This window comes from Rhizobium sp. PAMB 3174, assembly GCF_052908375.1.
This window is the reverse complement of record NZ_CM128608.1, coordinates 336,943-363,635: the sequence shown is the minus strand read 5'-3', so window position 1 is coordinate 363,635 and position 26,693 is coordinate 336,943. Positions and strand designations below refer to the sequence as shown.

The following is a 26,693-nucleotide window of genomic DNA, read 5'->3' as shown; positions in this document are numbered from 1 at the left end:
GTTCAGACTTTCAGCTTGCCGACTGCGGTCAGCATGTCGCGTTGGCGTTCGATGTTCCGAGCGGACATCTCGCGCACCCGGTCCCGCTTCAAAACGGCGTCCTGTCCACCGCAGTCGTATGGCTTCTTGAAATGGAACGCATACGGGCTCGGCCCGTGGTCGTGAAGATGTTCGAAACGCTCGACGCCCTCCGCCCATGTCGGCAAACGATCTTTGGGCACCCACCACAAAACCAAAGCGGGCCAGGCTTTTTCCACCTGCCAGATGCGGGCATGCTTCAACGCATCGGCGTGAACACCCGAATAGGTGAATGCCATCAGCGCTTCCAGACTTTCCCAAACCGAAAGCGAGGACGGCGCAGTCTCAAACCCGCTGCCCTTTATGAACCGAGGAAAGACTTGAGGGCCCCAGCAAGCGGGACCGGTCTCGCCTTCATATCCTGAGCGACCGACAAACCCTTCCGCGGCCTCAGCAGCAGCAAAATTGAACGGTTCGCGTAGGCGAAAGCCTTCAACCACATCCGACTCATAACTGGCTCGAAAGAGACCGAAGTTATAGATCGCAAGCCGCATCGACCTAGTTCGCGTCGTCCGGCAGCACGGGCAGCGGTGCGACCTCGATGCCTTCCTCCAGCAGCGACCGCACCTCTTCGGCCTTCGCCTGGCCGATGATGCCGCGCGCCTCGGTCTCGCCGTAGTGGATCTTGCGGGCCTCCTCGGGGAACCGGGTTCCGACGTCCTCGGACTTCGACTTGATCTCGGCGATGGCTTCCTTCAGTTTTGCGTAAGCGGCCTGCTGCACGGCATTCGTTGCCAGCGCCTGCCTGTCTTCCTTCTTCCTGGCCGTCGAGACGGAAGGCGCCATCAGCGATTTCGAGACGGCGACAGAGCCGCAAGTGGGACAGGACACAAGGCCGAGCTCCACCTGCCGGTCGAAATCACCGCTGCTGGAAAACCAGCCCTCGAACGGATGTGCTTCGTCACAGATCAGGGAATAGTGGATCAAGCTGCAGCCTCGCCTTTCGAACCCTTGCCAGCGGTTTGCATCGAAAAGTCTCGCCCGTTCTTGAGGTTCGGTATTTTCGCGCGCGCCGCCTTTACATCGGCGAGATCGATTTCGGCAAGTACGATTCCCTCACCCGTGCCGCCGGCGGACGCCAGCACCTTGCCCCACGGATCGATGATCATCGAGTGCCCGAACGTTTCGCGTCCGTCCTCGTGAAGACCGGCCTGTGCGGCGGCGATCAGGAACGCGCCGTTCTCGATGGCGCGGGCGCGCAACAGAATTTCCCAATGCGCCTCGCCCGTCTGGCGGGTGAAGGCAGCCGGGACGGTGAGAATATCCGCGCCGGCCATCGCTTCCGAGCGGAACAGGTGCGGAAAGCGAACATCGTAGCAGATCGCAAAACCCATGTTGCCGAAGGGAAGCGAAGCAACGAGCCCCGTCTCGCCCGGACGATAGACCGCGCTCTCGCGCCAGCTCTCGCCATTGTCGAGATCGACGTCGAACATGTGAATCTTGTCGTAGCGGCACACCAGTTCACCATCGGGCGCGAACAGGAACCCGCGATTGGCGATCTTGCCGTCATCGAGGGCGATGGCAGTGGAGCCGACATGGACGTGGATGCCGAGTTCTGACGCCAGCGACCGCGCCGTCCTGACGATCAGATCATTGGCTTCGTCCTTCAGGACAGCCATCAGCGCCGGCCTGCTCTTCTGCACGGCGCCGGTCATTTCGGGCGTCTGCACGTAGACGGCGCCATGGGCGGCCGCCTCTCGCACGAGCCGCGCCATGTCGCTTGCGTTCTTTTCCGGATCGACACCGGAGCACATCTGGATTGCAGCCACCTTCACAGTCATCGGATCAGCCCTTCCCTGCTTCAGGCGGCCAGTATGGCGTCGAGCTTGCCGGCGGCATCGAGCGCATGCAGGTCGTCGCAGCCGCCGACATGCTCGTCGTTGATGAAGATTTGCGGGAACGTCGCACGGCCGTTCGCCTTCTGGATCATTTCCTTGCGCAGATCCGGAGAGAAGGTCGCATCATGCTCGACATAGGCGACGCCCTTCTTTTCGAGAAGGGACTTTGCCCGCGAGCAAAAGCCGCAGAGCTGCCGGGTATAGATCGTAACCGAGGCCATCATGTACTCCAATGGGGTGGCAGGGAGACCACCTGAAAAGAATTCCGTCTGATTGTCATATAGGCCCGTCCAGCGCCCTTGCAAAGGTGAGGACCGTCACGTCGATGGCCCCGGCCTTCTTCAGGACGCGCGTGGCTGAAGCGACTGTCGCCCCGGTCGTATAGACATCGTCGACAAGCACGACGCGCAGACCGGCGACATCCAGTTCGTGCCCGGGCGCCATCGCGAAAGCGCCGCGGACATTGTCCTCGCGCGCCTTGAGCCCGAGGCCGACCTGCTGCGCGGTCTTCTTCTTGCGGATGAGACTTGCCGGAAGGAGTGTCTTTCCGGCCCCGGCGGCGATATGCCGGGCGAGTTCCGCCGATTGGTTGAACTTGCGCGACATCAATCGCTGGCGGTGCAGCGGCACGGGCAAAATCGCATCCGCTTGGGCCAGTGCGTCGCCACCTGCCCTTTGCATCCACGCCGCCATCATGCGGCTGAGATCGATGCGATCGCGGTATTTCAGATTGCCGACAAGCTCGCGCGCACTACCTTCGTAAAGGGCCGCGGACCGCAACCGGTTGAACACGGGCGGGTTGGCGATCGCTTCCGCGGAGAGAATGCCAGGGCCAGGATCATAGGAAAACGGCGTACCCATCACCTCGCAATAGGGCCGGTCGATGAAGCGGATGCTGGCCCAGCAGCCGGCGCAAAGCGCGCCGTGATCGCCGCTGCCCGCACCGCAAACCGCGCAGCATGGCGGGAAGGCCAGATCGGCGACGAACCGGCGCACCGGCAATGTCATGCCGGACAGTGATGACAAGCCGCGAAGAATGGACGCTCCAAGCATGAGCTTGACAATAGCGCAAGCCAGGGCCCAAAGCGAAGCACCAACTTCAAGAGACGGCAGGTTGAACCATGGACCCAATCTTCGACCAGGCGCTGATCGCGCGCAATCGCGAACGGGCGAAAAACCTCTCCGAGGGACCGGCGACCTTTCTGCTCGATATCGCGGCGGAAGAACTGGCGGGCCGGCTGGGGGCGGTCGAGCGGCAATTCGAGGAGGCTGTGGAACTGCACGGGGGAAGTGGCGTCACCGCGCAAATGCTTGTCGAAACCGGAAAGGTCGGCAAAATGCGGCGCGTCGAGACGTCGACCATGTTTGCCGCTCCCGGTGAAGAGATCCTCGTCGCCCCTCTCGAGGCAGTGCCGCTGGAACCGCAATCCGTCAACCTGATCGCCTCCCCTCTCTGCCTGCATGTGACGAACGACACGCCTGGCGTGTTCATCCAGATCCGCCGCGCGCTGAAGCCGGATGGCCTGTTCCTCGCCGCCGTTCCGGGTTCCGGAACGTTGCAGGAACTGCGCGAGGCGTTTCTGGCGGCCGAATCCGAGAAGACCGGCGGCGCCAGCCCCAGGGTCATTCCCTTTGCCGACGTGCGGGATCTGGGTGCTCTATTGCAGCGGGCCGGCTTCGCTCTTCCGGTCGCCGACACAGAAAACTACACAGTGCGCTACGACACCATGTTCGGGCTGATGCGGGACTTGAGGGCAATGGGAATGAGCAATCCGCTTGTCGGCAGAAGCCGCAAGCCTCTCCGGCAGGAGACGCTGGTCCGGGCCGCTGAAATCTATGCTGAACGGTTCTCGGATCCGGATGGCCGCATCCGGGCGACCTTCTCGATCGTCTATCTGGCAGGCTGGGCGCCACACGAAAACCAGCAGAAGCCGTTGAAACCGGGCTCCGCCAAGGTACGCCTGGCCGACGCGCTGAAGACGCAGGAGATCAAGATCTAGAGGTGAAGCAAAGGGACATCAGCCCGGGGTGGTAATGGCATTCAACAATGTCGAGAAAACATTGGCCAGGCCATCTGAGAAGAGCTCCAGACCACCGATGAGGCCAGCGGAAATGAGCGTGGCGAGGAGGCCGTACTCAACGACGGTGGCGCCGCGACGATCCTTGAGAAGAGCAATCAGAAACTCCACAGTCGCGACCCTTTTTAAGCACTCATTGGTTAGAAGAAAACACCCCGCCTGTCAGCAACCGTCCGATGCATCGCCGTCCCCCAGGACGCAAACAGATCCCGGCGAGTCCAGCAGAACGCTGCGGCGCAGCGTGTAGGTGCGGCCGTTGTTATCGGACTTCTTGATAGAGCCGGTCGTGATATTGTCGTACGGATCCTGGATGCTCGCGTAGAACGGCCCTGTCGACTTCGACAGCATGGGCGTCAGGATGAGCGAGAGCGCCACGACGGCAATCCCGAACAGCAGGGCGAAATTCAGAGCGCCGGTACGATAGGTCTTGGCGGAGAACTGCTTCTCATCCCTGATCGTTCTCCAGAGTTCGTCATCTGTCACTTTCGGCACCCTTGTCCTGCCAACGCATAACTTGCGTCCAATATCGCAACGGGTGATAAAAGTTCTGTTAACGACGCTTCGAAAGAGAAAATAAAATGTGATCCGGGGCCCTGCCGTCACGCGGTGTCACTGGCCGGTGCCCGTCGCCACTCCCGCGTCCAACAATTCAGCCGTCGTCGGAAACCACATGTCGGCCGCACCCTTGGCAAACATCTGCGACAGGAAGGCGGGTGCAACACCCGCCTCGCCATAGAGGCCGCGATCCTTTTCCTGTTCCTTTGCGGGATCATTGCCCAGGACGACGTATTGCGCGTCAACGCGGTATTGATGAAATCCGAGCCGTCCGCCGGGCCCGATGATCCGCTGCGCTCCGCCGATGAAGATGATCGTACAGGCGGACGTGCAGTCCCCGTCCACCCGCGTGTCGATGCCGCGTTCGCGGATCAGCTTCGCAAGACCTCTGGCCTCGAAGATATTTCCGCCTTCACTGGCGAGCGTGACGGTCTTGATTCCAGGATGGCCTTCAAGGAGTTCCCGCATACGCCGGGTCGCATTCAACTCGATCGACCCGACCAGAGATACCACGCCGGCCTCGTCGTCCACGATCATCTGATATCGGCTCATGCGTTCGCGCTCCATCCGCGCGGCAAAGCTCTCGCCCTTGGGGATGTAGATGGTCGTTTGCCAGGCCTCGAAGGCATAGGAGATCGTCAGCCAGAAAGCGATGATGACACCGAGCTGCGCACCCCAATGCGCGGCGATGGAGCCGTTGCTTCGGATATGAGCTTCGCCGGCCCGGAAGACACCGACCACCTGCCAGACCAGCACCACGCCATGGAACAGGAACATCAGCAGGAACACTGCGATGCGCCCGTCGAAATAGTCGTCGCCCTTCGCGGGACGCAGCAGCCATTGGGCGAGAAAGATGAGGGCGCGAAGCAGCACGAGGTTGACGGCAAAGGACCACCAAAGCCCCTGCTCGCCGCGCCAGTGGGACCGGATGTAGGCTGCAATCGAGGACGGCACCGACGTCCGCTCGGAAAGATGCTGCGTGTCCATGCGGAGAGATTAGCGCGGCGACGGGATTTTGTCTGCATCAGCCACCAGGCATGCAGCCTACGTTTCGACGCCCCGACGCTTCAGACTGTCGACCAGCGCCTCCACACGGGCGGTCGCCTCACCGAGGTCCGTTCCTTCCTTTTCGATCCAGCTGCTGTACTTCTTGAACAACCGCGCGAAGGTGACCAGATCCTCGTCATCCCAGTCCCGCACGGCCTGGGAAAACATGATCGCCTTGTAATCGAAAATGGCATCCAGATAGGCCTGCCCGGTCTCCGTCAGTTCCAGGCAGATCCGGCGGGCGTCTCCCTGCGAGGCGACCCGGCGCAACAGGCCCCTCTCGACAACCTCGGCGACCAGCCGGCTTGCTCGCGACGGGTCGATCGCCAGCCGTTCGGCAATGGTACCCACCGTCACTTCTCCGGAATCCGGCATGCACGCAGCGGATCCGACCGTATGGACGACCTCAAGTTGGGGGACATCGATGTCGAGTGAAAGATGTTCGATCGCCTTGCGGGCCACCTGCCGGCGGATCATCGACCGGCGGATAACGGAAAGCGTGTCATCGATCATCACGGCTGCGCCTGCGGCGTCTTCCGACAGGCCGTTCTGCCTGTACCGGCCCACACGCAGATCACGCCTGCACAAGTCTTTCTGATCTGCCGCCAATGACCGTCCAATCTCCTTGTTTCCCGCCTGTTCCACTCTCATTATGACACCCGTCGGACATCGGTCAAGAATATGCATCACGCATATGCAGGCAAAATGTAAATATATGCTATTTACATATAAATGCTGTAGACATATAAATTGCACGTTCTTCAAATAAGGTTCCCCGATGAATACTCAAGCCCTTTCCTCCCGGCGGCGCCACGTCATCTACATCGCGGCTCTGGCCTCGATGTTCATGGCCGTCCTGGACATGCAAATCGTTGCGACAGCGCTTCCGACAATCGCCGACGACCTCGGCAATCTTGACCTTTTCGGCTGGGTCGGAGCCTCCTACCTGCTCGCCACGGCAGCCGTCACGCCGTTCTATGGCAAGCTCGGCGACCTCTTCGGCCGCAAGACCATTTCCATCGCCGCCATCACCATCTTCACGATCGGGTCGCTCGCCTGCGGCCTTGCCTGGTCGATGGAGAGCCTCATCGCTGCCCGCGTTCTGCAGGGCCTTGGCGGCGGCGGCCTCATGACCACCGCCTTCGCCATCATCGCCGACCTCTTCGAACCGCGTGAGCGGGCGAAATACCAGGGCTATTCGACGATCGTCTTCACGCTCGCAAGCCTCACCGGGCCCGCCTCCGGAGGCCTGATCGCCCAGTCGATCGGCTGGGAATACGTCTTCCTGATCAACCTTCCGATCGGCATTCTCGTGGCCGCGGTCCTCGCATTCGCCATGCCGGCCAACCTCAGCACGAAGCGGCCGGCAATCGACTATCTCGGCGGCCTGCTGCTCGCCGTCAGCGTGACCGCCATCGTTTACTGGACGGAAGAAGCGGTCTCGGGCTCCATGTCGACCGCGCTCTATGTCGGCTTGCCCATCGTCGCGCTGCTCGCGCTTTTCGGTTTCATCGCCGCCGAAACCAAGGCAGAAGAGCCGATGCTGCCGCTCTCGCTGTTCACCAACAGGACGATCGCGCTCTCGCTCGCGATTTCCGTCGTCGTCGGCGTCTGCACGCTGGGCCTGCTCAATTATTTCGCCCTGTTCCTGCAGACGGTGACCGGCCTGCCGCCGGCCTATGCGGGGCTCCTGTTCATCGCACCTTCGACCGGCTCGCTGATCGCCTCAGTGACATCCGGCATCATCGTGTCGAGAACCGGGCGCTACAAGATCTTCCCGGTCATCGCGATGGCGTTGGGAACCGTCACCCTTATCCTGTTCAGCCAGGTGAGCGCCGCGACGCCCATATGGCTGATCGCACCGCTGATGTTCTTCTTCGCCTCCGGCATCGGCCTGCAGATGCAGACACTGATGACAGCCATCCAGAACGCCGCCCCCCATCATCAGGTCGGAGCCGCGACCGGTGCGATCAACCTCGCACGGATGATCGGTGCCTCCTTTGGCCTGGCGGTCAATGGCGGCCTCTTGAATGCCGGGCTCGGATACTTCCAGGGTCGCCTGCCGCAGGACGTCGTCGCCAGCCTTCCCGCGCCCGTCAAGGAGATGACCCCGGAGGCCATGCAGGCGCTTCCGCATGACGTCTATGTCATGGTCGTCGATGTCTTCACCGATGCGTTTGGCTGGGTCTACAATTTCGGCGCCATCCTGTTCGCGCTGAGCTTTGTGCTGGCTCTTCTGCTGAAGGACGTCCGCCTGCCGGTTCATGAGAAGGCGGATCCGCTCGACGACACCGAACCGAAGAACGCCACGCTTGCGCCGGCACTCGGCGAATAGGCGAGACGTTCCTGCGGGCGGGACTCGACCTCCCCCGCCCGCAGGTTTAAGCTTCGAAGGCCAAGGTCAGGATGGCCTTCCCCCGGAGAAGTTCGCGATGGACGACGCCGACCAGAATGACGACCGCCTGACACCCGAAGAGGCCCGTCAGGATCACCGGGAAATGCTGTGGTTTCTGGGCCTGAACGCGGCCTTCGGCATGGTCCTCGGCATACTCGTTGCGGCGGCTCTGATCGCCACGGATGTCGGCGGCCTCGGCACGCACATTTTCCGCTCGCAGACGCCTTACCTTGCCGCTTTCATGATTTCGGCACCGCTCGCATTGACGTTCGGAAGCGCGGTTACGGGATCGGCCATCATGATGATGCCGTACCGGAAGAAGTTCGAACGCAGAACGAAGCTTCCACCCCGAAATGACCGACGTTAAAGCAGATCCAGGAGGAAGGGGATGAGCGGCTCGTCTGCCGGCGGCATCGGATAGTCGCGCAGGGCCTGCGGCTTCACCCATTTGAGCGCCTGCCCCTCGCGGCCATGGGCGACGCCCTCGTAGCGGCGGCAGACATAGAGCGGCATCAGCAGGTGGAAATCGTCGTAGGTGTGGCTGGCAAAGGTCAGCGGCGCAAGGCATGCGACTTTCGTGGTCACGCCGATTTCCTCATCCAGCTCGCGGATCAGGGTTTCCTCCGGCGTCTCGCCCGGCTCGACCTTGCCGCCGGGAAACTCCCACAGTCCTGCAAGCGCCTTGCCCTCGGGGCGCTGGGTCAGAAGAATGCGGCCGTCGGCGTCGATGAGTGCGCAGGCGGCGACGAGCAGGATCTTGCGAGGCGTGGCAGACATGCGCGATCAGTCCTTCACCCAATAGCGGTAACGATAGGCTTCCTTGAACCCGAAGCCGCGATAGAGCGCCTTGGCGGGGTCGTTGGCAGCTTCCACTTGCAGCCAGGCCTGCCGCGCGCCGCGCAGCTTCGCCCAGAGGAGGGCCGAGGACAGGATTTCCGTCGCCAGCCCCTGGCGCCGCAGGTGCTTGACAACCGCGACCTGCTGGATGCCGGCAAGATCATTGTCGTGGATGCAGAGCGCAACCGCCCGGGGGCCCTCGACCTCGTCCTCGATGAAGAACAGGCCGGCTTCCGGCTCGATCGCACTGAACAGCCGGCCCAGAGCGTCGCGCGACGCTCCCTTGTCCGGTTCCACGGCAAGGCAGGCCTCCACAAAGCGCTCGATGTCATGGCTCGGCAGGTGGTCCTGGCCGTTACCGAGATCCATACCCGCGATGTTCGCGGTCTGGACGGAGGTCTCGCCTTCCGGCTTGAAGCCCTGTTGCTCCAGAAGAGCGACCAGCTGGGGCGGGCAGAGCGGCGTTTCCTTGATGGCAAACCGGCGGCCGGCCTTGGTGAACATGTCACGGGCCTGCGAGAGACGACCGGCAATATCCCGTATGTCGCGCGGGTCCAGCGGGACGAGCGAGTTGGCGCGCCGGCTCGGATGCCCTGCTGTCATGCGCAACTGCCAGCTTCCGTCATAGCGGATGTCGGCAGCCGGCCAGGCCCGAAAACCGACCGCTTCGAGACGGCGGACAAGCGGCAGGTTTGGATTGACGTCAGAGGCCACGGCAGGGGTATTCCACATCGAAAGAGATCAACTCCGGTAGTCGCCGTTGATGGCGACATATTCCTTGGTGAGATCGCAGGTCCACACGGTCGCCGAACCCGAGCCGATACCCAGATCGGCGCGGACCTTGATACGCTGCTGCTTCATGACCGCCGAGGCCGCTTCCTCGGAATAGTCGGCATCGCGTTCGCCATCGACCGCGACGCGAACGTCGCCGAACCAGATGGCGAGACGGTCGCGATCGGCAGCCTCGCCGGCCTTGCCGACAGCCATGACGACGCGGCCCCAGTTGGCATCCTCGCCGGCAACAGCCGTCTTGACGAGCGGGGAATTGGCAATCGAAAGCGCAATCCGTTTCGCGGCAGCATCGCTCTCGGCGCCGGTGACATTGACTTCGAGCAGCTTGGTTGCGCCCTCGCCGTCACAGACCACCTGCAGGGCAAGGTCCTTCAGGAGATCGTTCAGCGCCGCACGGAACTCGCCGAGCGCGGGATCGGATGCATCCGTAATCTTCGTCTGGCCATCAGCGGCGGCCGCACCGGTCGCAAACAGCATCAGAGTGTCGGAGGTCGAGGTATCACTGTCGACCGTGACGGAATTGAATGTCGGGCCGACGCCGTCGGAGAGCAGAGCCTGCAATGCCGACGCTTCGATGTCGGCGTCGGTCGCAACGAAGGACAGCATCGTCGCCATGTCCGGCGCAATCATGCCAGCGCCCTTGGCGATGCCGTTGATCGTCACCGTGAAACCACCGATCTTCGCCGTCCGGGTCGCGACTTTCGGAAACGTATCCGTGGTCATGATCGCCTTGGCCGCCTCCTGCCAGAAGTCGCCCGTGGCCGTACCTGCCATGTCGGAGAGCACGCCGGCGAACTTCTCTGCCTTCAGTGGTTCGCCGATCACACCCGTCGAGGCGAGGAAGATCTCGCTCTCGCTGCAGCCGACGGCCTCGGAAGCGGACTTCGCGGTCAGGGCTGTCGCCTCGCGGCCCTTCTTGCCGGTAAACGCATTGGCATTGCCGGAATTGACCACCACGGCCCGAGCCACGCCGTGCGGCAAATTGGCACGGCAGAAGTCGACCGGGGCCGACGGGCACTTGGAACGCGTGAAGACGCCGGCAACGGCGGCAGGCTCATCGAACAGCATCAACAGGACATCGGTTCGGCCCTTGTACTTGATACCTGCGGCGGCAGTCGCCATGCGCACACCGCGAAGCGCGGGCATTTCAGGAAAGGATTTCGGAGCGAGCGGCGAAACGGTTCCGGACATGGCCAAAGGATCCTGGGAAAGAGCGGGTTGATGCAAATCGGGGCAAGCCCCGCCGGTTCCCTGAGACCCGGCGGGCAGTGTCAGTCTTTTACTTCGTCGGCTCGGTAGCCTCGGGCGCCTTGTTGGCGTCCTCGTAGCCCTTGCGCAGGGTCTCGTCGAGAATGTCGACCTTGGTCTTGTCCTTGGCTTCCTGCAGCAGCGCGACGTACTTGTCACGCATCACCAGCTGGCGAACCTGGTCCTTGACCTGATCGAGCGGCGGCGGAGCGACGTCGCGCTTTTCCTCGACCTTGATGACGTGATAGCCGAACTGCGTCTTCACCGGCGTCTTCGTGTAGGTGCCGACCGGCAGCGAGAATGCCACCTCTTCGAATTCCGGCACCATGCGGCCCTTGGTGAACCAGCCGAGATCTCCGCCTTCGCTCTTTGCCGGATCGTTGGACTTTTCCTTCGCCAGCGTGACGAAATCGGCGCCCTTGTCGAGCTCGGCAATCACGGCCTTCGCCTCGTCCTCGGTCTTCAGCAGGATATGGCGCGCATGCACCTCCTCCTGCTTTGGCATTGCCGCGATTTCCTTATCGTAGCGCGCCTTGACCTCATCATCGGTGACGGCGTCGACGACATGCTTCTGGAAATAGGTGTTGTGAAGCTCGCGATCCTTCAGATAGCGCATGCGCATCTTGAAGTCGGCGTCGTTTTCCAGACCTTCGGCCATGGCACTCCCGGCGAGGAGCTTGAGGTCGATCGCGCCGGAAAGGGCTGCGACTTCCTTTTGCTCGGGCGGCAGCTTGGCGAGCTGCGGATCCAGGTTGGCGACGGCGAGATCGAGTTCCGACTGGTAGATCTCCAGATCGCCGACCTTGGCGACGACCTTGTCCTTGGCATCTTCGGCAAAAGCCGCGGCGTGGGACAACATGAATGCAGCGATTGCGGCCGCTGCGAATTTCCGAGTGCTGAGCATGAACAGGCCTTTCCCTATTGTCCCGGACTTCGAGGAGCACATATGCGAAACCGGGCGAAAATCGTCATGAACAGTCAAATGTGGCCTTTATCGGCCCGCCTGTCCCGTTGACATCATTTGCCCCCCCTCTTATCTGTCACGCAACCTCGCGTCCAGAAGAGTTCCGGGCGATTTACACCGATTTGCCGCAATTTTCGGCGAACGAAATACAGTCAAGGAAAGGGCCATTCGATGGTCAGCTTCGGCGGATTAGCCCGCAAAATCTTCGGATCAGCCAATGATCGCCGCATTCGCGCCTACCAGCCGAAGGTGGCTGCGATCACTGCGCTGGAAAGCGAAATGCAGTCCCTCTCCGACGAGCAGCTCAAGGCCAAGACGGCCGAGTTCAAGGAGCAACTCGCAGCCGGAAAAACGCTCGACGACATCCTCGTTCCGGCCTTCGCAGTCGTCCGCGAGGCGTCGAAGCGGGTTCTTGGCCTGCGGCCTTTTGACGTACAGCTGATCGGCGGCATGATCCTGCACGAAAACTCGATCGCCGAAATGAAGACCGGCGAAGGCAAGACGCTGGTGGCCACGCTTCCGGTGTATCTCAATGCACTCGCCGGCAAGGGCGTCCATGTCGTCACCGTCAACGACTATCTCGCCAGCCGCGACTCCGCCACCATGGGCCGCCTTTACGGCTTCCTCGGCATGACCACAGGCGTCATCGTCCACGGTCTCGATGACGAGCAGCGCAGCCAGGCCTATGCCTGCGACATCACCTACGCCACCAACAACGAGCTCGGCTTCGACTATCTGCGCGACAACATGAAGTTCGACCGCGCCCAGATGGTCCAGCGCGGCCACAACTATGCGATCGTCGACGAAGTCGACTCGATCCTGGTCGACGAAGCGCGCACGCCGCTCATCATCTCCGGCCCGCTGGACGACCGCTCCGATCTCTACAACACCATCGACAAGTTCATTCCGGAACTGGTCCCAAGCGACTACGAGATCGACGAAAAGCAACGTTCCGCCAACTTCTCCGAAGACGGCATGGAGAAGCTTGAAAACCTGCTGCGCGATGCCGGCATGCTGAAGGGCGAAACCCTTTACGACATAGAGAATGTCGCCATCGTCCACCACCTGAACAACGCGCTGAAGGCGCACAAGCTGTTCCAGCGCGACAAGGACTACATCGTCCGCAACGACGAGATCGTCATCATCGACGAGTTCACCGGCCGCATGATGCCGGGCCGCCGTTATTCGGAAGGCCAGCATCAGGCGCTCGAAGCCAAGGAACACGTTCAGATCCAGCCGGAAAACCAGACGCTGGCCTCGGTGACCTTCCAGAACTACTTCCGCATGTACGACAAGCTGGCCGGCATGACCGGTACGGCATCGACGGAAGCGGAAGAATTCGGCGACATCTACGGGCTTGAAGTCGTGGAAGTCCCCACCAACCTGCCGATCGCCCGTATCGACGAGGACGACGAAGTCTACCGGACGGCAGAAGAAAAATACCAGGCCATCATCACCGAGATCAAGGCCGCCAACGCCAAGGGCCAGCCGGTCCTCGTCGGCACGACCTCGATCGAGAAATCCGAACTGCTGGCCACGCTCCTGAAGAAGTCCGGCTTCTCCGACTTCAGCGTCCTGAACGCCCGCTACCACGAGCAGGAAGCCTACATCGTCTCGCAGGCCGGCGTTCCCGGCGCCGTCACGATCGCCACCAACATGGCCGGCCGCGGTACCGACATCCAGCTCGGCGGCAATCTCGAGATGCGCCTTGAGCGCGACCTCGCGGACATGGAGCCAGGCCCTGAACGCGACGCCAAGGCGGCCGCGATCAAGGAAGAGGTCAAGCAGCTCAAGCAGCAGGCGCTGGCCGCCGGCGGTCTCTACATCATCGCCACCGAACGTCACGAAAGCCGCCGCATCGACAACCAGCTGCGCGGCCGCGCCGGTCGTCAGGGCGACCCGGGACGCTCGAAGTTCTATCTCTCGCTTCAGGACGACCTGATGCGCATCTTCGGTTCCGAGCGCATGGACAGCATGCTCCAGAAGCTCGGCCTGAAGGACGGTGAGGCGATCGTCCATCCGTGGATCAACAAGGCGCTCGAGCGCGCGCAGAAGAAGGTCGAGGCACGCAACTTCGATATTCGTAAGAACCTGCTGAAATATGACGACGTGCTCAACGACCAGCGCAAGGTGGTCTTCGAGCAGCGCGTCGAGCTGATGGACGCGGACGACATCTCCGAAACCGTCACCGACATGCGCCAGGAAGTCATCGAAGCGATGATCAGCCGTCACATTCCGGAGCGGGCTTATGCCGAGCAATGGGATGTGAAGGGCCTGAAGGCCGAAATCGAGAACGTCCTCAACCTCGACCTGCCGGTCGAGGAGTGGGTCAAGGAAGACGGGATCGCGGAAGACGACATTCTCGCCCGCGTGACCGAGGCTGCCGACAAGGCCGCCGCCGACCGCGCCGAGCGTTTCGGCCCCGAGGTCATGACCTATGTCGAGCGCTCCGTCGTGCTGCAGACGCTGGACCATTTGTGGCGCGAGCACATCGTCAACCTCGATCACCTGCGCTCCGTCATCGGTTTCCGCGGCTACGCCCAGCGCGATCCGCTGCAGGAATACAAGCAGGAAGCGTTCGAACTCTTCACCGCGCTGCTCACCAACCTGCGCCAGGCCGTCATCACGCAGCTGATGCGTGTCGAGATCGTCCGCCAGGCCGCCGAAGCACCGGCCCCCGAACTGCCGACCATGGAAGCACATCATCTGGACGCCACGTCTGGCGAAGATGAATTTACGCAGCCCGCGCTGGCGTCTGCAGAAACGACGGCTCTCTATGTCGCCCCCGAAAACCGCGATCCGAACGATCCGGCAACTTGGGGCAAGGTCGGCCGCAACGAAGCTTGCCCCTGCGGATCCGGCAAGAAATACAAGCACTGCCACGGTGCCTTCGAGCAGGCCTGAGGCAGCATTTCCGATGGAATGAGACTAACGGCGGCGTCTTCAGGACGCCGCCGTTAGTCGTTTGAGATTTCCTCAATCATCGCCATCAGTGTTTCCAGCCGATCTGCCTCTGCCGGCAGCTTGTCCGTCCTAAGCCGTGATATGCGGGGGAAGCGCATCGCGACCCCCGACTTGTGCCGCTTCGACCGCGCAATACCTTCGAACGCAACCTCCACGACGAAGCCGAAGTCCGGCTCCGCGCGAACCGCCCGCACCGGGCCGAAGCGATCGACCGTATTGTTGCGGACGAACCGATCGAGCACTTCGAGTTCGGCATCGGTGAAGCCGAAATAAGCCTTGCCGACCGGAACCAGTTCGCCGACGCCCGGATCATCCGTCCAGACGCCGAAGGTGAAGTCGGAATAGTAGCTCGAGCGCTTGCCGTGGCCGCGCTGGGCATACATCAGCACCGCGTCCACATTGTACGGATCGCGCTTCCATTTGAACCACGGTCCCTTTGCCCGTCCGGCCGCGTAGGAACTGTCGAACCGCTTCAGCATGACGCCCTCGATCACCGGATCCGGCGGGTCGGAGCGCAGGCGATCCAGCTCTCCCCATGTCGAGAAATCGACCAGCGGCGATAGGTCGAAACGCTCCGGCTGCGCCCGCTCGATCAGATCGGCAAGTCGTGATCGCCGTTCGGCAAACGCCGTCTCTCTTATGTCCGTCTCACCGGAAAACAGCAGATCATAGGCGCGAATGAAGGCCGGATATTCCGTTGTCATCCGGGCGCTTACCGTCTTGCGGTTCAGGCGCTGCTGCAGGTCGGAAAAGGTTCGCGTCGGCCGGTTGGTTCTGGCCGTGCCGCCGATCAGGAGCTCTCCATCGATCACGCCTTCGAAGTCAACGGCCTCGAGGATATCGGGAAAGGCATCGGAGATGTCGTCGCCACTGCGCGAATAGAGTTTTCGGCGGCTGCCTGCGCTTGAGAGCTGAACGCGAATACCATCCCATTTCCATTCGGCGGCGTAGTCTTCCGGATCGAGCTTTTCCAGATCGCCTTCGCCAACGGGATTGGCGAGCATAACCGAGTGGAAGATCGCCGGCGTCGCCAGCTCCGGCTTCGGCGCCTCCCCCTCCAACCATGCGAAGAGGTCGACATACGGCGGATACAGCCCGTGCCAGAGGGTTTCGATCTCGCTCACCTCCACCGCCCCGAATGTCGCCAAGGCCTGCTTGGCGAGCCGCGCGGAAACGCCGATGCGCAACCCGCCGGTGGTGAGCTTGATGAAGGCATAGCGCCCCGATGGGTCGAGTCTGTCCAGAAGCCCCCTGACATGCGCCCGCACCTCAGTCCGCCCGAGACTGTTCATCTCCTCGACGACCGAAGAGAGTGACGGAGCCTTCTGATCGGGGTTTAACGCCTCACCACCGCTCTCCCAGGCGAGCGAAATGGTCTCGGCCAAATCCCCGACATAGTCGTAGGAATAGCGGAATAACTCTTCATCCATCCGTTCGAGGATCAGTTCCTTGAGGAGGGCCGGCTTGACGGCGTGAATGTCGAGCGTACCGGTGAGTGCGGCGAGCGCGTAGCCGCGATCAGGATCCGGAGTCGAACGGAAATAGTCGACCAGAAGCGCAAGCTTGGCATTGCGCTGCGGCGTCAGCAAAAGCCGGTCGAGAAGGGCGGAAAAGGCCTTCATCAGTCGCCCTCGTCCTCGTAGCCGACGAGATGCAGCGGCCGAGCGCGAATGCCCTGCAACGCACACCAACGCACCAGCGCCTCCTCCCGTCCGTGGGTTACCCAGACTTCGCCGGGCTTCAGCTCGGCAATGGTCGCGGTCAACTCTGGCCAGTCGCAATGATCGGAGATCACCAGAGGCAATTCGACGCCGCGCTGCTTGGCGCGTTGACGCACCATCATCCAGCCGGACGCGAACGCGCCGATGGGATCGGAAAACCGCCGCGCCCAGCGGTCGGAAAACGACGCCGGCGGTCCGACGACGATTGCGCCGCGAAACGCCTGCTTGTCCGTCCCCTCCACGGTCGCCGGCCGCAGTTCGCCGAGATCAATTCCCTCGCCGGCATAATAGTCGCAGAGCTTCTGCAGCGCGCCGTGGATATAGATCGGCGGCTCGTAGCCGGCCTCGCGTATGAGCGCGATCACCCGCTGCGCCTTGCCGAGCGCATAGGCCCCGACGAGATGCGTGCTATCCGGGAAGGTGTGCAACGATTTCAGAAGCTTGCCGATTTCTTCCACCGGATCAGGATGGTGAAAGACCGGCAGCGCAAACGTCGCCTCGGTCACGAACACGTCGCAGGCCACCGGCTCGAATGGCCGGCAGGTTGGATCGTGGGAGCGCTTGTAGTCGCCGGAAACGACGATCCGCGTTCCGCCACGCTCGACCGCGATCTGCGCCGACCCCAGCACATGTCCGGCGGGATGGAACGAGACGGCCACGCCGCCGATTTCGATCGTCTCGCCAAGTTCCGCCGACTGCTCGCTCCCGGCAAAGCCATCACCATAGCGGATCCGCATGATATCGAGCGTCTGGCGGGTCGCCAGGACGGACTGGTGACCGGCGCGCGCATGATCAGAATGACCATGGGTGATCAGCGCCCGCGCGACCGGTCGCACCGGATCGATATAGAAGTCGCCGTCGGGGCAGTAGAGACCGGCCGGTTGCGGATGAAGAAGTGCCTCTGGTTTCATCAGAACAAGATAGGTTTCAAGCCGCCGAAAACCAACAGTCAGCACGGCACCGCGAGACGCTTGAGGCTCCGTCCTCACCCTTTCTTAACCCTGTTGGCGATACAACAATACAAGTTCCTCTGCATTTGATCACAGGTATTGCGTTTTGATCATGGCGGTCATTGAAACAGCCGAAAAAGTGCTGCCTCCCCGTTTGCGTGCACGTATTGCACCGCACACGGCGAAGCTTGCCGCCATGCTGACCGGAACAGATGAACTCGCACACGCCCAGCGCATGGCGTTGATCGCTTTCGTAATCCGCGTCGTCAGCGCCGGCATCGCCTTCATATCCCAGATCATTCTCGCCCGCATGATGGGCGAGTTCGAATACGGCGTTTTCGTCTACGTCTGGGTTCTGGTGATCACCTTCGGCGATTTCTCCTGTCTTGGTTTCAACACGGCGATCATCCGTTTCCTGCCGGAATACGAGGCGGCGGGAGACAATGCGAAAGTGCGCGGCGTGGCCTTTACGGCCCGCGTCTTTGCACTGGTGGCTTCAAGCCTCTTGCTCGGCGCCGGACTGGCCTTCCTGCATGTCTTCGGAAACTCGCTGCCGCCCTACTACCTTGCTCCCGTGTTCCTCGGACTGTTCGCGCTGCCCATGATCGCGCTCGGCGATGTGCTGGACGGCACGGCGCGCGCCAACCGCTGGCCCGTCAATGCGCTGAGCCCGACCTTCGTCATCCGCCCGACGCTGATCATTCTTTTCATGGCCGTTGCCGTGAAGCTCGGCCAGCCGAGCACGGCGGTCACGGCCATGGTCGCCGCCCTAGCGGCCGCTTATGTGACGACCGTCGGGCAATTCGTCGTGGTCACCATCCGTCTCGGCAGGCGCTTCCTCAAAGGCGACCACAGCATCCATTTCGGCCAATGGATCAAGGTCGCCCTGCCGATCTTTTTCATCGAAGGCTTTTCCTTCCTGCTGACCAATTCCGACGTCGTCATCGTCGGCATCTACCTGCCGCCCAACGAGGTTGCGGTCTACTTCGCCGCCGCGAAGACCATGGCGCTGGTTCAGTTCGTCTTCTTCTCGGTCAAGGCTGCTGCCGGCCCGCGCTTCTCGACACTGTTTGCCCGCAACGATCTCGCCGGCCTTGCACGCTTCGCCAATGAGACCGCGCGCTGGACCTTCTGGCCGTCGCTCGCCATCGGCATTTTCGTGCTGATGGTCGGAAAGCTGATCCTCTCGCTCTTCGGGCAGGTCTTCACGGCAGGCTACATGCTGATGGTGATCCTGTTCTTCGGCCCGCTTTTCAAATCCATGATCGGCCCGGCAGAATCCCTTCTGACCATGTCCGGTCGCCAGAGGGCTTGCGTCGTGGTCTATATCGGCGCACTGGTCGTCAATATCGCTCTCAATATGACACTGATTCCGCTTTGGGGATTGACTGGCGCCGCAGTCGCCACCACCGGCGCCATTCTTGTCGAAACTGTCTTGCTCCATTTAGCCGTGCGCCACGCGCTCGGCATCAGTCTATTCGTCTTCGCCGATCCGTTGGCCGACAAGCCCAAACCGGAGGCCCCATAATGCCTACGACCCAGAACCCTACGAACCAGCCTCCCGTCGATCTCGTCTATCCGGCCACGGCTAGAAAGGCCGACGTGGAACCGCTTCCTGCAGCCGACATCAGCCTCGCCGTCGGCCGCCCGGGTCGCGAGCTGTGCCTCTACCCCGCTTCCGTCGGCTACGACCTGCAGAGCGAACTCGACTTCCTGTCGAACCGGTCGGCAGAACCGAATATCTTCTTCTCCGCCCGCTTCCTCGTCCCGGCCATGCCACGGCTGGAGGACAAGGTCATTCGCCTCGCCGTCATGCGCGACAACGACGAGCGCCGCAGCCGTCTGCGCTTCCTGATGCCCTATTCGATCGAGAAGCCCGGATTTTCCCTTGGGCCCTCGATCATGCGCGCCTGGGCCAATCACTTCGGCCCGCTGGGCACGCCGCTGGTCGATGCCGAAGATGCCGCCGAGAATGTCGACAACGTGCTGGAGGCATTCTCCTCGCCGATCGCCGGCCTGCCGAGCGTGCTGGTCCTGCCCGATCTGCGGCTGAACGGCCCGATCGCAAGCCTGTTCAAGGCGATCGCGATCGGCCGGAACCTGCCCGTGCTGGCAACGGAAAAGTCGCTGCGCCCGATGCTGCAGAGCTACGAGGATGGCCAGACCTATCTGCAGGGCTCCGTCAGCGCAGCACACCTGCGCGAGATGCGCCGGCAGTGGCGCAAGCTGGAGGAGATGGGCGACCTCACCTACAATGTCGCCCGTCAGCGGCAGGACGTGCGGTTGCGCATGGAAGAATTCCTGGCTCTGGAGGCCGGTGGCTGGAAGGGCCGGAAGCGCACGGCCATGGCCAACGACCGCTTTGGCGCCGCCTTCTTCCGCGAGGCGATCACCAATCTCGCCGAGATCGACGCCGTCCGTATTCACACGCTCGACCTCGATGGCAAGGCGATCGCCTCGATGATCGTCTTCATCATGTCCGGCGAGGCCTACACCTGGAAGACGGCCTATGACGAGAGCCTCGCACGCTTCTCACCGGGCAAGCTCCTCGTCATGCGGCTGACCGAGTGGCATCTCGACGACGCCAACATCGAGCGCACCGATTCCTGCGCGGTGCCGGACCATCCGATCATGAGCCGGATGTGGCTGGAGCGCGAGGAGATGGGAACGCTGCTGATCGGCCTCAGGCCGAACGCCGACCGCGATCTGCGCCAGGCCGCCAATCAGCTGCACATGTATGCGAGCACCCGCAATGTGGCCCGGATGATCCGCAACAAGCTGCTGTCGATGGCACGACGCGGCCGCGGCTCCGAATAGCAGGCAACTGCGCGGCGGCTATTCCGCCGCCTCGCCTTCCACCATCGCCTGATCGCGCAGCAGCCGGCGGATGATCTTGCCGGTGGTCGTCATCGGCAGGTCGTCGACGAAAGTCACTTCGCGCGGATATTCATGCATGGACAGCCGCTGCTTCACCCAGTCGCTGAGCTCAGCGGCAAGCGCTTCATCCGGCACGAAGCCATCCCTCAACACCACATAAGCCTTCACGATTTCCGTGCGCACCGCGTCCGGCTTGCCGACGACGGCAGACAGACGCACGGCCGGGTGCCCGCTCAGGCAGTCCTCGATCTCGCTTGGCCCGATGCGGTAGCCGGACGAGGTGATGACATCGTCGTTGCGCCCGAAGAATTCGATGTAGCCGTCGCGATCCATTCGCCCCTGATCGCCGGTCAGCATCCAGTCGCCGATGAATTTCTCCCGCGTCGCCTTCGCGTCATTCCAGTAGCCGAGGAACATCACCGGATCGGGCCGCTTCACCGCAATCTGCCCGGTCGTGCCGGCCGGCAGCTCGCGCCCGTCGTCGTCAATTATCGCAACCTCATGACCCGGCACCGGCCGGCCGATAGGCCCGGCCCGCGTCACCCCGAGTTCCGCCGCCGAGGAAATCACGAAATTGCATTCGGTCTGGCCGTAGAATTCGTTGACCGTGATGCCGAGCACGCGCTTTGCCCACTCATAGGTCTCGCGCCCGAGGCTCTCGCCGGCCGAGCCGATCGTGCGCAACTGAAGATCGTAGGTTTGGAGCGGCGCCTCCACGGATTTCAAGAGCCGGAGCGCGGTCGGCGGAATGAACGCATTGCGCACCTTCATCTCAGCCATGATGCGATAGGCGGTGTCCGGATCGAACTTCTGCGCCGGCGAAGAGACGACGGGAACGCCGAGCATCAGGCACGGCATCAGCGCATTGAGCAGGCCGCCCGCCCAGGCCCAGTCCGACGGCGTCCACATCCGGTCGCCCGGCTGCGGCAGAAAATGGTGGGCGAACTGGATGCCGGGAATGTGCCCGGCCAGAACCCGGTGCCCGTGCAGCGCACCCTTCGGCGCGCCGGTCGTGCCGGAGGTGAAAATCATCAGCGCCGGATCGTCCGGCCCCGTTTCAGGGCCCTCGAAGTCGGCCGGCTGCGAAGCAATCAGCGCGCCGAAGCCATGCGCGCCCTCACCAGCCGTATCGCCTGTCAGGATGATGTCCTTAAGCTCGGGCAGCCGATCGCGGATCGCCTTCAGCCGCGAATGGCCGAAATGGTTGGTAACCACGACCGATGCGCCGGCAAAGGCCAGCCGGTATTCCAGCGCTTCGGCGCCGAAGAGCAGCGCCAGCGGCAACGCGATGGCGCCGAGCTTGTAGATCGCCGCATGGGCGACCACCGTCTCGAAGCTCTGCGGCAGGAGCAGCGCGACCCGGTCGCCCGGCACAACGCCGAGACCGCGCAAGGCATTGGCAAAGCGGTTGGACTGCTCGGAGAGTTCACCGTAGGTCATCGACAGATGATGGCCGTCCGCCGAAAAATGCTGGAGACAGACCCGGTCCGGCTCCCGGACGGCCCAGGCGTCGCTGATCGCCCGCCCCATATTGAAGTCCGCCGGGATATCCCAGACGAAATCACGGATCAGGTCATCATAGCTGTTGCGGGGCGGCAGTTTCATCGGCAGCGTTCCAGAATGCTGCACCGCAATAGCATTTCGCCGCAACGATGAACAAGAAAAAAGCGGGACCGGGAAAGGGTGGCGTGCTCTAACGGGCAAACTTCGAACCCGTAGGGTTCGCAAGGCCAGGTGGCCGTCGCCGGTCGTCCGGCGCCCGCTCTGGAGCGAAGCAGCCAAAAGCTGCGGCAGCGTGAAGAGAAAACTGTGGTGCCCCATGCCGGGGTCGAACCAGCACTCCTTGCGGAACTCGATTTTGAGTCGAGCGCGTCTACCAATTCCGCCAATGGGGCATCCGGCTTCGTGGTCGAAGCGGAAGTCAGCGGGACTATACGAACGCCGAGGGCCGGGTCAACCGTGATTTTTGCAAATTTACCGCTCACGAAAAGTTTTTGAGAAAAGCGTAAGGCTGCGGAAAAGGCTGATTTACAGGCATCACGCCTCCCCCTAAAAGGTCATCGATATTTCAAGAAGGACGGCCATGCTGAGACGCCTCTACGACTGGACCATGTCGCTGTCTGCGACGAAGCATGCGGAAAAGGCACTTTTCGGCGTCTCCTTCGTCGAAAGCTCCGTCTTTCCCATACCGCCGGATGTCCTGCTGATCCCGCTGACGATTGCCAGGCCGCAGCGCTGGATAAGGCTGGCCGTCATCTGCACGCTCGGTTCGGTGCTGGGCGCCTTCTTGGGCTATGCGATCGGCATGTTCCTGTTCGAAAGCATCGGCAAGCCGATCCTCGCCTTCTACGGCAAGGAGAACTCCTTTGAGCAGATCGCCGAGTGGTACAACACCTGGGGCGGCTGGGGCGTGCTGTTTGCCGCCGTCACACCGTTCCCCTACAAGGTGCTGACGATCTTCTCCGGCGCCACGGGTCTCAATTTCGTGGTCTTCACCGTCGTCAGCATCATCGGCCGGGCCGCACGCTTCTTCCTCGTCGCCTGGCTGCTCAGCCGCTTCGGTGAGCCGATCCGGCTGTTCATCGAGAAGTATCTCGGCATCCTCTTCACGGTTTTCGTCGTACTGTTGTTCGGCGGTTTCTATCTGGTAAAATTTGTATTCTGAACGGACGATCGAAACGATGATAGCCGACAAGCTGACCCTGAAATCCTCCGCTGCCCTGCTGACCGCCGGAATGGTCGCCGTCATCGGTTCGGCGCTCGCCTTCGAGCATATCGGCGGCTACATTCCCTGCCATCTCTGCCTGATCCAGCGCCAGCCATACTATCTCGGCATACCGCTCGGCGTGCTGGCCGTTCTCTCCGCCGTGTTCAAGTTGCCGGCATCGGTGACGCGCGGTCTTCTGCTGCTGCTTGCGATCATGATGATCGTCGGCGCCGGCCTCGGCGTCTATCATTCCGGCGTCGAATGGGGTTTCTGGGAAGGACCGGCAAGCTGCTCGGCGGGTGGAGCAAGCGTCACCGGCAGCGCCTCGGACCTCTTGACCCAGATCGGCTCGGAACATGGCCCGTCCTGCACGGTCGCAGCACTTCGCATCTTCGGACTGTCGATGGCGAACATGAACGTCATCACCAGCCTGGTGCTCGCCGCCATCGCGTTCATCGGATTCCGCAAGACCGCCTGACGAGCACTGGCGAAACCAGGCTTACGGCTGCAGTTCGGAATCCCAGTAGAGATAGTCCATCCAGCTTTCATGCAGGTAGTTCGGCGGAAACAGCCGGCCGTTGTTGTGCAGGTCGGCGACCGAGGGCCTGTAGGGCTTCTGGATCGGGATCATGCCCGCCTGCTTCGGCATCTTGTTGCCCTTCCTGAGATTGCAGGGAGAACATGCCGCCACGACGTTTTCCCACGTCGTCTCGCCGCCATGCGAGCGGGGGATGACGTGGTCGAAGGTCAGGTCTTCGTGCGTCCCGCAATACTGGCACTGGAAGCGGTCGCGCAGGAAGACGTTGAAGCGGGTAAACGCGGGGTTGCGGGACGGCTGGACGTAGGTCTTGAGGCAGACCACACTCGGCAATCTCATCGAGAAGCTCGGCGAGGAAACGGAGTGTTCGTACTCGGCGACGATGTTCACGCGGTCTAGGAACACAGCCTTGATCGCGTCCTGCCAGGACCATAGCGACAAGGGATAATAACTCAGTGGCCTGTAGTCGGCATTCAGCACTAGAGCCGGCAAAGCCTGTGGTGACACTGCAATCGTCAAGTGAGCACTCCTGATCGATTCGGCATTCGCAAGAACGATATTAGGCGTGTTATTACAGCTATGTGAAGCCTAAATAACAATCGGCCAATGCTTTCCGCAGAACCTCCCGAATACTGTTGCCGATCGGGGTCACGTAACGGGAAGCGCCTCCCTCTGCCGGCGCCGCGCATAGTCGGCCCAGAGCAGCCGGGCGGCGACCGAGCGCCATGGCGCCCATGCCGCCGCGACCGACCTCGTCGCCTTCTCGTCCGGCCGCTCGCCGTTGAAGAACAGGTCTCCCGCGGCCGCCCGCAAGGCAACGTCGCCGACCGGAAAGATGTCCGGATGGCCGCCGCAGAACATCAGGTAGATCTCCGCCGTCCAGGGCCCGATGCCCTTGACCGAAGTCAGCCGCGCCATGGCCTCGCCGGCCGCCATTTGCGGCACCGCATCGAGATCGAGGTCCCCTTCCGCCACCGCTGCGGCAATCCGCCTCAGGGTCGTTTCCTTGGCCCGCGACAGGCCGAAGCCCGCAACGACCGTCGGATCGGCGGCAAGGTAGGCCTCGGCGGAAACCTCTCCGAGCGCCAGGACCATCCGGCCCCAGATGGCGTTGGCACTCGCCCGTGACACCATCTGCGAGACGACGATGTGGGCGATGCCGGCATAGCCCGACGGCTGCAGCCTGAGCGGCACCATGCCACCGCAGGCACCGATCACCGGCTCGAGACGCGGATCGGCCTGCAGGAGGGCGTTGAGTCCTTGCCGGATATCCTCGTCCGAGCGAATGATGTGCATGCGCGGTGCTTTTCCCTTGGTGCGGCCGAAACAGTCGTGGCAGAAGAAATCATGCAGACCGACGACCGGCAACCCGTTTTCCGCTTCGCGCCGAGCCCCAACGGCGCGCTTCATCTCGGACACGCGCTGTCCGCCCTGATCAACCGCGACATGGCGCAAGCGGCCGGCGGCAGGCTGCTGCTCAGGATCGAGGACATCGACCTTGCCCGCTGCACGCCGGCTCTCGAAGCCGCGATGCTCGACGATCTCGCCTGGTTCGGCTTTCCCTACGAAAAACCGCCGCGCCGGCAATCCGAACATTTCGACGAGTACCGGCAGGCACTTCAGTCCCTGATAGACCGTGGCCTCGCCTATCCGGCGTTCATGACCCGCGGCGAGGTCAAGGCGGAAGTCGCGAAGGCGGAAAGTGAGGGCGTGGCCTGGCCCCGCGATCCGGACGGCGCGCCGCTTTACCCGGACACCGACAGAAAACGACCAATAGAGGAAAGAGCCCGGCTTCTCGCCTCCTGTATGAAGCACGCTTGGCGGCTCGACATGGAAAAGGCCCTCGCCTCGATCGACGCTCCATTGACCTGGCTTGAGACCGGCGACGGCGCCCGCGGAGTCATGACGGCAGAACCGGCCGCTTGGGGCGACGTCGTGCTTTCACGCTCGGATGCCCCATCCAGCTACCACCTCTCGGTCGTCCTCGACGATGCGCTGCAGGGGGTCACCCATGTTGTGCGGGGGCTCGATCTCTTTCACGCCACGTCCGTTCACCGGCTGTTGCAGCATCTGCTCGCGCTGCCGCAACCGGTCTATCATCACCATCGGCTGATCACGGATGACGACGGCAGGAAGCTGTCGAAGAGCCAGGGCGACACCGCCTTGTCGGCGCTCCGCGCCGCAGGTCAGTCACCCGCCGGCATCCGACGCCTCGTCGGCCTTTAGGGCGGCGCGCTCCTTGTATCCCCGCCCGCCATATTTGCTCAAAACCTCGAATTTCATAAGGGCAGCGTTGAACTCGGCGCCGATGATAAAGATGACGCTGACGATGTTGAGGAAGATCAGAACCACCATCACCGAGGCGAGGCCCGCATAGGTCGCGGTATAATTGGCGAAGGTCGAGAGATAGAGCGCGAAAAGCAGGCCGCCGCCGGCCCACAGCAGCATCGTCAGAAGGATGCCGGGAATGATGTCGACGATCTTCCTGCGGCCGGCCGGAAGCCAGTAATGCACGCAGATCAGCCCGAGCAGCAGGACGACGAGCGTCGTGTAGATGCGCCAGTTCGAAACCGCCGTCAGCGGACCGGAAAGCCAGGGAAACTGGGTCTCGGCAAATTGCAGCGCGATCGGCACCGCCAGCAGCAGCGTACTGGCGATTGCCAGCACGATGACGGCCAGCAGGATGTAGCCGAGACTGAGGAGACGGGTCGTGTACCAGTGGCGGTTCTCGCTGACGCGGTAGGCGCGGTTCAGCGACACCCGCAGCGCCTCGACGCCGTTCGACGAGAAATAGGCGGCCGCCAGCACCGAAACGGTCAAGAGCCCGCTGCGCTGCTCGGTCAGCACCTCCGTCACCTGCTTGGAGATCGGCTCCGCGATCGCCGCCGGCCAGGTGTCGAATATGAGATGCACGGCCGTCTCGGAAAAGCGATTGGCGCCGAGGAAGCTCGCCAGCGTCGTGCCGAAAATCAGAAAGGGGAAGACCGCGAGCAGCGTCGACAGCGCGACGTGACTTGCCATTGCGAAACCGTCATCGTCAATGAAGTGGAAGACCGCATCCACCGTGACCCGATATAACACCTTGATTTTCGAAATCATTCGCC

At 62.3% G+C, this 26,693-nt stretch carries 28 protein-coding genes and 1 tRNA gene; 9 read left to right on the top strand and 20 right to left on the bottom strand.

What is annotated here, in order from left to right; genetic code table 11:
* Window positions 1-2: 2 nt before the first annotated feature.
* Genes ACU5AY_RS01790 through ACU5AY_RS01770 form a run of 5 tightly spaced genes read right to left on the bottom strand, consistent with a single transcriptional unit; the run spans window position 3 to window position 2,924 of the window.
* The gene (locus ACU5AY_RS01790; protein ID WP_446827754.1) at window positions 3-572 is read right to left on the bottom strand and encodes a DUF3291 domain-containing protein; all 570 of its coding nucleotides are present in this window, start codon (window positions 570-572) and stop codon (window positions 3-5) included.
* 4 nt (window positions 573-576) lie between these two features.
* Window positions 577-1,005, bottom strand: coding sequence for a DUF1178 family protein (locus ACU5AY_RS01785; RefSeq protein WP_446827753.1), 429 nt, complete (start codon window positions 1,003-1,005; stop codon window positions 577-579).
* Entirely contained in the window at window positions 1,002-1,859 is an 858-nt protein-coding gene (locus ACU5AY_RS01780) for a carbon-nitrogen hydrolase family protein (protein WP_446827752.1), read from the bottom strand. The genes ACU5AY_RS01785 and ACU5AY_RS01780 overlap by 4 nt, the downstream gene beginning before the upstream one ends.
* Before the next feature lie 20 nt (window positions 1,860-1,879).
* Window positions 1,880-2,137, bottom strand: coding sequence for a glutaredoxin 3 (grxC, locus tag ACU5AY_RS01775; protein ID WP_446827751.1), 258 nt, complete (start codon window positions 2,135-2,137; stop codon window positions 1,880-1,882).
* A 55-nt stretch (window positions 2,138-2,192) separates the two neighbouring features.
* A complete protein-coding gene (locus tag ACU5AY_RS01770) occupies window positions 2,193-2,924 on the bottom strand; it encodes a ComF family protein (RefSeq protein ID WP_446828923.1) in 732 nt (243 codons plus the stop codon).
* A gap of 113 nt (window positions 2,925-3,037) precedes the next feature.
* Here ACU5AY_RS01770 and ACU5AY_RS01765 point away from each other — a divergent pair, with 113 nt between their 5' ends.
* Window positions 3,038-3,916: a methyltransferase domain-containing protein gene (locus ACU5AY_RS01765; protein WP_446827750.1), complete on the top strand. Its 879-nt coding sequence runs from the start codon at window positions 3,038-3,040 to the stop codon at window positions 3,914-3,916.
* An 18-nt stretch (window positions 3,917-3,934) separates the two neighbouring features.
* Here ACU5AY_RS01765 and ACU5AY_RS01760 read toward each other — a convergent pair whose 3' ends face one another.
* The 4 genes from ACU5AY_RS01760 to ACU5AY_RS01745 form a co-directional block, all read right to left on the bottom strand.
* Window positions 3,935-4,105, bottom strand: a complete 171-nt coding sequence (locus ACU5AY_RS01760; RefSeq protein ID WP_446827749.1) for a Flp family type IVb pilin — start codon at window positions 4,103-4,105, stop codon at window positions 3,935-3,937.
* 51 nt (window positions 4,106-4,156) lie between these two features.
* Window positions 4,157-4,477 (bottom strand): hypothetical protein, encoded by a 321-nt coding sequence (locus ACU5AY_RS01755; RefSeq protein WP_446823120.1) that lies wholly within the window; start codon window positions 4,475-4,477, stop codon window positions 4,157-4,159.
* A gap of 126 nt (window positions 4,478-4,603) precedes the next feature.
* The gene (locus ACU5AY_RS01750; protein WP_446823119.1) at window positions 4,604-5,536 is read right to left on the bottom strand and encodes a hypothetical protein; all 933 of its coding nucleotides are present in this window, start codon (window positions 5,534-5,536) and stop codon (window positions 4,604-4,606) included.
* 57 nt (window positions 5,537-5,593) lie between these two features.
* Window positions 5,594-6,163: a MarR family winged helix-turn-helix transcriptional regulator gene (locus tag ACU5AY_RS01745; protein ID WP_446823118.1), complete on the bottom strand. Its 570-nt coding sequence runs from the start codon at window positions 6,161-6,163 to the stop codon at window positions 5,594-5,596.
* A 211-nt stretch (window positions 6,164-6,374) separates the two neighbouring features.
* Between ACU5AY_RS01745 and ACU5AY_RS01740 the strand changes: the two genes are divergently transcribed.
* Together ACU5AY_RS01740 and ACU5AY_RS01735 are read left to right on the top strand one after the other, a co-directional pair.
* Complete coding sequence (locus ACU5AY_RS01740; RefSeq protein WP_446827748.1) at window positions 6,375-7,931, top strand: MDR family MFS transporter; 1,557 nt, start codon at window positions 6,375-6,377, stop codon at window positions 7,929-7,931.
* 97 nt (window positions 7,932-8,028) lie between these two features.
* Window positions 8,029-8,358 carry a hypothetical protein gene (locus ACU5AY_RS01735; RefSeq protein WP_446827747.1) on the top strand — a complete coding sequence of 110 codons (330 nt, stop codon included), beginning with the start codon at window positions 8,029-8,031 and terminating at the stop codon, window positions 8,356-8,358.
* Here ACU5AY_RS01735 and mutT read toward each other — a convergent pair.
* The 4 genes from mutT to ACU5AY_RS01715 form a co-directional block, all read right to left on the bottom strand.
* On the bottom strand, window positions 8,355-8,768 hold the full coding sequence (mutT, locus tag ACU5AY_RS01730; protein ID WP_446823115.1) for an 8-oxo-dGTP diphosphatase MutT: 414 nt from the start codon (window positions 8,766-8,768) through the stop codon (window positions 8,355-8,357). The two genes, ACU5AY_RS01735 and mutT, sit on opposite strands and share 4 nt — an antisense overlap.
* A 6-nt stretch (window positions 8,769-8,774) precedes the next feature.
* Window positions 8,775-9,542 carry a GNAT family N-acetyltransferase gene (locus ACU5AY_RS01725; RefSeq protein ID WP_446827746.1) on the bottom strand — a complete coding sequence of 256 codons (768 nt, stop codon included), beginning with the start codon at window positions 9,540-9,542 and terminating at the stop codon, window positions 8,775-8,777.
* Between the two features lie 27 nt (window positions 9,543-9,569).
* Entirely contained in the window at window positions 9,570-10,811 is a 1,242-nt protein-coding gene (argJ, locus tag ACU5AY_RS01720; protein ID WP_446827745.1) for a bifunctional glutamate N-acetyltransferase/amino-acid acetyltransferase ArgJ, read from the bottom strand.
* 88 nt (window positions 10,812-10,899) lie between these two features.
* The gene (locus tag ACU5AY_RS01715) at window positions 10,900-11,772 is read right to left on the bottom strand and encodes a peptidylprolyl isomerase (RefSeq protein ID WP_446823112.1); all 873 of its coding nucleotides are present in this window, start codon (window positions 11,770-11,772) and stop codon (window positions 10,900-10,902) included.
* A gap of 231 nt (window positions 11,773-12,003) precedes the next feature.
* Between ACU5AY_RS01715 and secA the strand changes: the two genes are divergently transcribed.
* On the top strand, window positions 12,004-14,736 hold the full coding sequence (secA, locus tag ACU5AY_RS01710) for a preprotein translocase subunit SecA (RefSeq protein WP_446827744.1): 2,733 nt from the start codon (window positions 12,004-12,006) through the stop codon (window positions 14,734-14,736).
* Between the two features lie 53 nt (window positions 14,737-14,789).
* Here the strand turns inward: secA and ACU5AY_RS01705 are convergent, their stop codons facing one another.
* Both ACU5AY_RS01705 and ACU5AY_RS01700 read right to left on the bottom strand, forming a co-directional pair.
* The gene (locus ACU5AY_RS01705) at window positions 14,790-16,418 is read right to left on the bottom strand and encodes a cisplatin damage response ATP-dependent DNA ligase (RefSeq protein ID WP_446827743.1); all 1,629 of its coding nucleotides are present in this window, start codon (window positions 16,416-16,418) and stop codon (window positions 14,790-14,792) included.
* Complete coding sequence (locus tag ACU5AY_RS01700) at window positions 16,418-17,428, bottom strand: ligase-associated DNA damage response exonuclease (protein WP_446827742.1); 1,011 nt, start codon at window positions 17,426-17,428, stop codon at window positions 16,418-16,420. The genes ACU5AY_RS01705 and ACU5AY_RS01700 overlap by 1 nt, the downstream gene beginning before the upstream one ends.
* Window positions 17,429-17,579: 151 nt before the next feature.
* Here ACU5AY_RS01700 and ACU5AY_RS01695 point away from each other — a divergent pair, with 151 nt between their 5' ends.
* Complete coding sequence (locus tag ACU5AY_RS01695) at window positions 17,580-18,995, top strand: lipopolysaccharide biosynthesis protein (RefSeq protein ID WP_446827741.1); 1,416 nt, start codon at window positions 17,580-17,582, stop codon at window positions 18,993-18,995.
* Window positions 18,995-20,284, top strand: coding sequence for a GNAT family N-acetyltransferase (locus ACU5AY_RS01690; protein WP_446827740.1), 1,290 nt, complete (start codon window positions 18,995-18,997; stop codon window positions 20,282-20,284). Before ACU5AY_RS01695 ends, ACU5AY_RS01690 begins: the two co-directional genes overlap by 1 nt.
* Before the next feature lie 18 nt (window positions 20,285-20,302).
* Here the strand turns inward: ACU5AY_RS01690 and ACU5AY_RS01685 are convergent, their stop codons facing one another.
* Both ACU5AY_RS01685 and ACU5AY_RS01680 read right to left on the bottom strand, forming a co-directional pair.
* A complete protein-coding gene (locus ACU5AY_RS01685) occupies window positions 20,303-21,949 on the bottom strand; it encodes an AMP-binding protein (protein ID WP_446827739.1) in 1,647 nt (548 codons plus the stop codon).
* A 205-nt stretch (window positions 21,950-22,154) separates the two neighbouring features.
* A tRNA-Leu gene (locus ACU5AY_RS01680) sits at window positions 22,155-22,239 on the bottom strand.
* A 188-nt stretch (window positions 22,240-22,427) separates the two neighbouring features.
* Here ACU5AY_RS01680 and ACU5AY_RS01675 point away from each other — a divergent pair.
* Together ACU5AY_RS01675 and ACU5AY_RS01670 are read left to right on the top strand one after the other, a co-directional pair.
* The gene (locus tag ACU5AY_RS01675; protein WP_446827738.1) at window positions 22,428-23,009 is read left to right on the top strand and encodes a YqaA family protein; all 582 of its coding nucleotides are present in this window, start codon (window positions 22,428-22,430) and stop codon (window positions 23,007-23,009) included.
* Window positions 23,010-23,025: 16 nt separating this feature from the next.
* A complete protein-coding gene (locus ACU5AY_RS01670) occupies window positions 23,026-23,529 on the top strand; it encodes a disulfide bond formation protein B (protein ID WP_446823103.1) in 504 nt (167 codons plus the stop codon).
* A gap of 21 nt (window positions 23,530-23,550) precedes the next feature.
* Here ACU5AY_RS01670 and ACU5AY_RS01665 read toward each other — a convergent pair whose 3' ends face one another.
* Together ACU5AY_RS01665 and ACU5AY_RS01660 are read right to left on the bottom strand one after the other, a co-directional pair.
* Window positions 23,551-24,108 (bottom strand): HNH endonuclease, encoded by a 558-nt coding sequence (locus ACU5AY_RS01665; protein WP_446823102.1) that lies wholly within the window; start codon window positions 24,106-24,108, stop codon window positions 23,551-23,553.
* 129 nt (window positions 24,109-24,237) lie between these two features.
* Entirely contained in the window at window positions 24,238-24,885 is a 648-nt protein-coding gene (locus tag ACU5AY_RS01660) for a DNA-3-methyladenine glycosylase family protein (protein WP_446827737.1), read from the bottom strand.
* A gap of 51 nt (window positions 24,886-24,936) precedes the next feature.
* Here ACU5AY_RS01660 and gluQRS point away from each other — a divergent pair, with 51 nt between their 5' ends.
* Window positions 24,937-25,815, top strand: coding sequence for a tRNA glutamyl-Q(34) synthetase GluQRS (gene gluQRS, locus ACU5AY_RS01655; protein ID WP_446827736.1), 879 nt, complete (start codon window positions 24,937-24,939; stop codon window positions 25,813-25,815).
* Here gluQRS and ACU5AY_RS01650 read toward each other — a convergent pair.
* On the bottom strand, window positions 25,780-26,688 hold the full coding sequence (locus ACU5AY_RS01650; RefSeq protein ID WP_446827735.1) for a YihY/virulence factor BrkB family protein: 909 nt from the start codon (window positions 26,686-26,688) through the stop codon (window positions 25,780-25,782). The genes gluQRS and ACU5AY_RS01650 overlap by 36 nt on opposite strands.
* Between the last annotated feature and the right edge of the window lie 5 nt (window positions 26,689-26,693).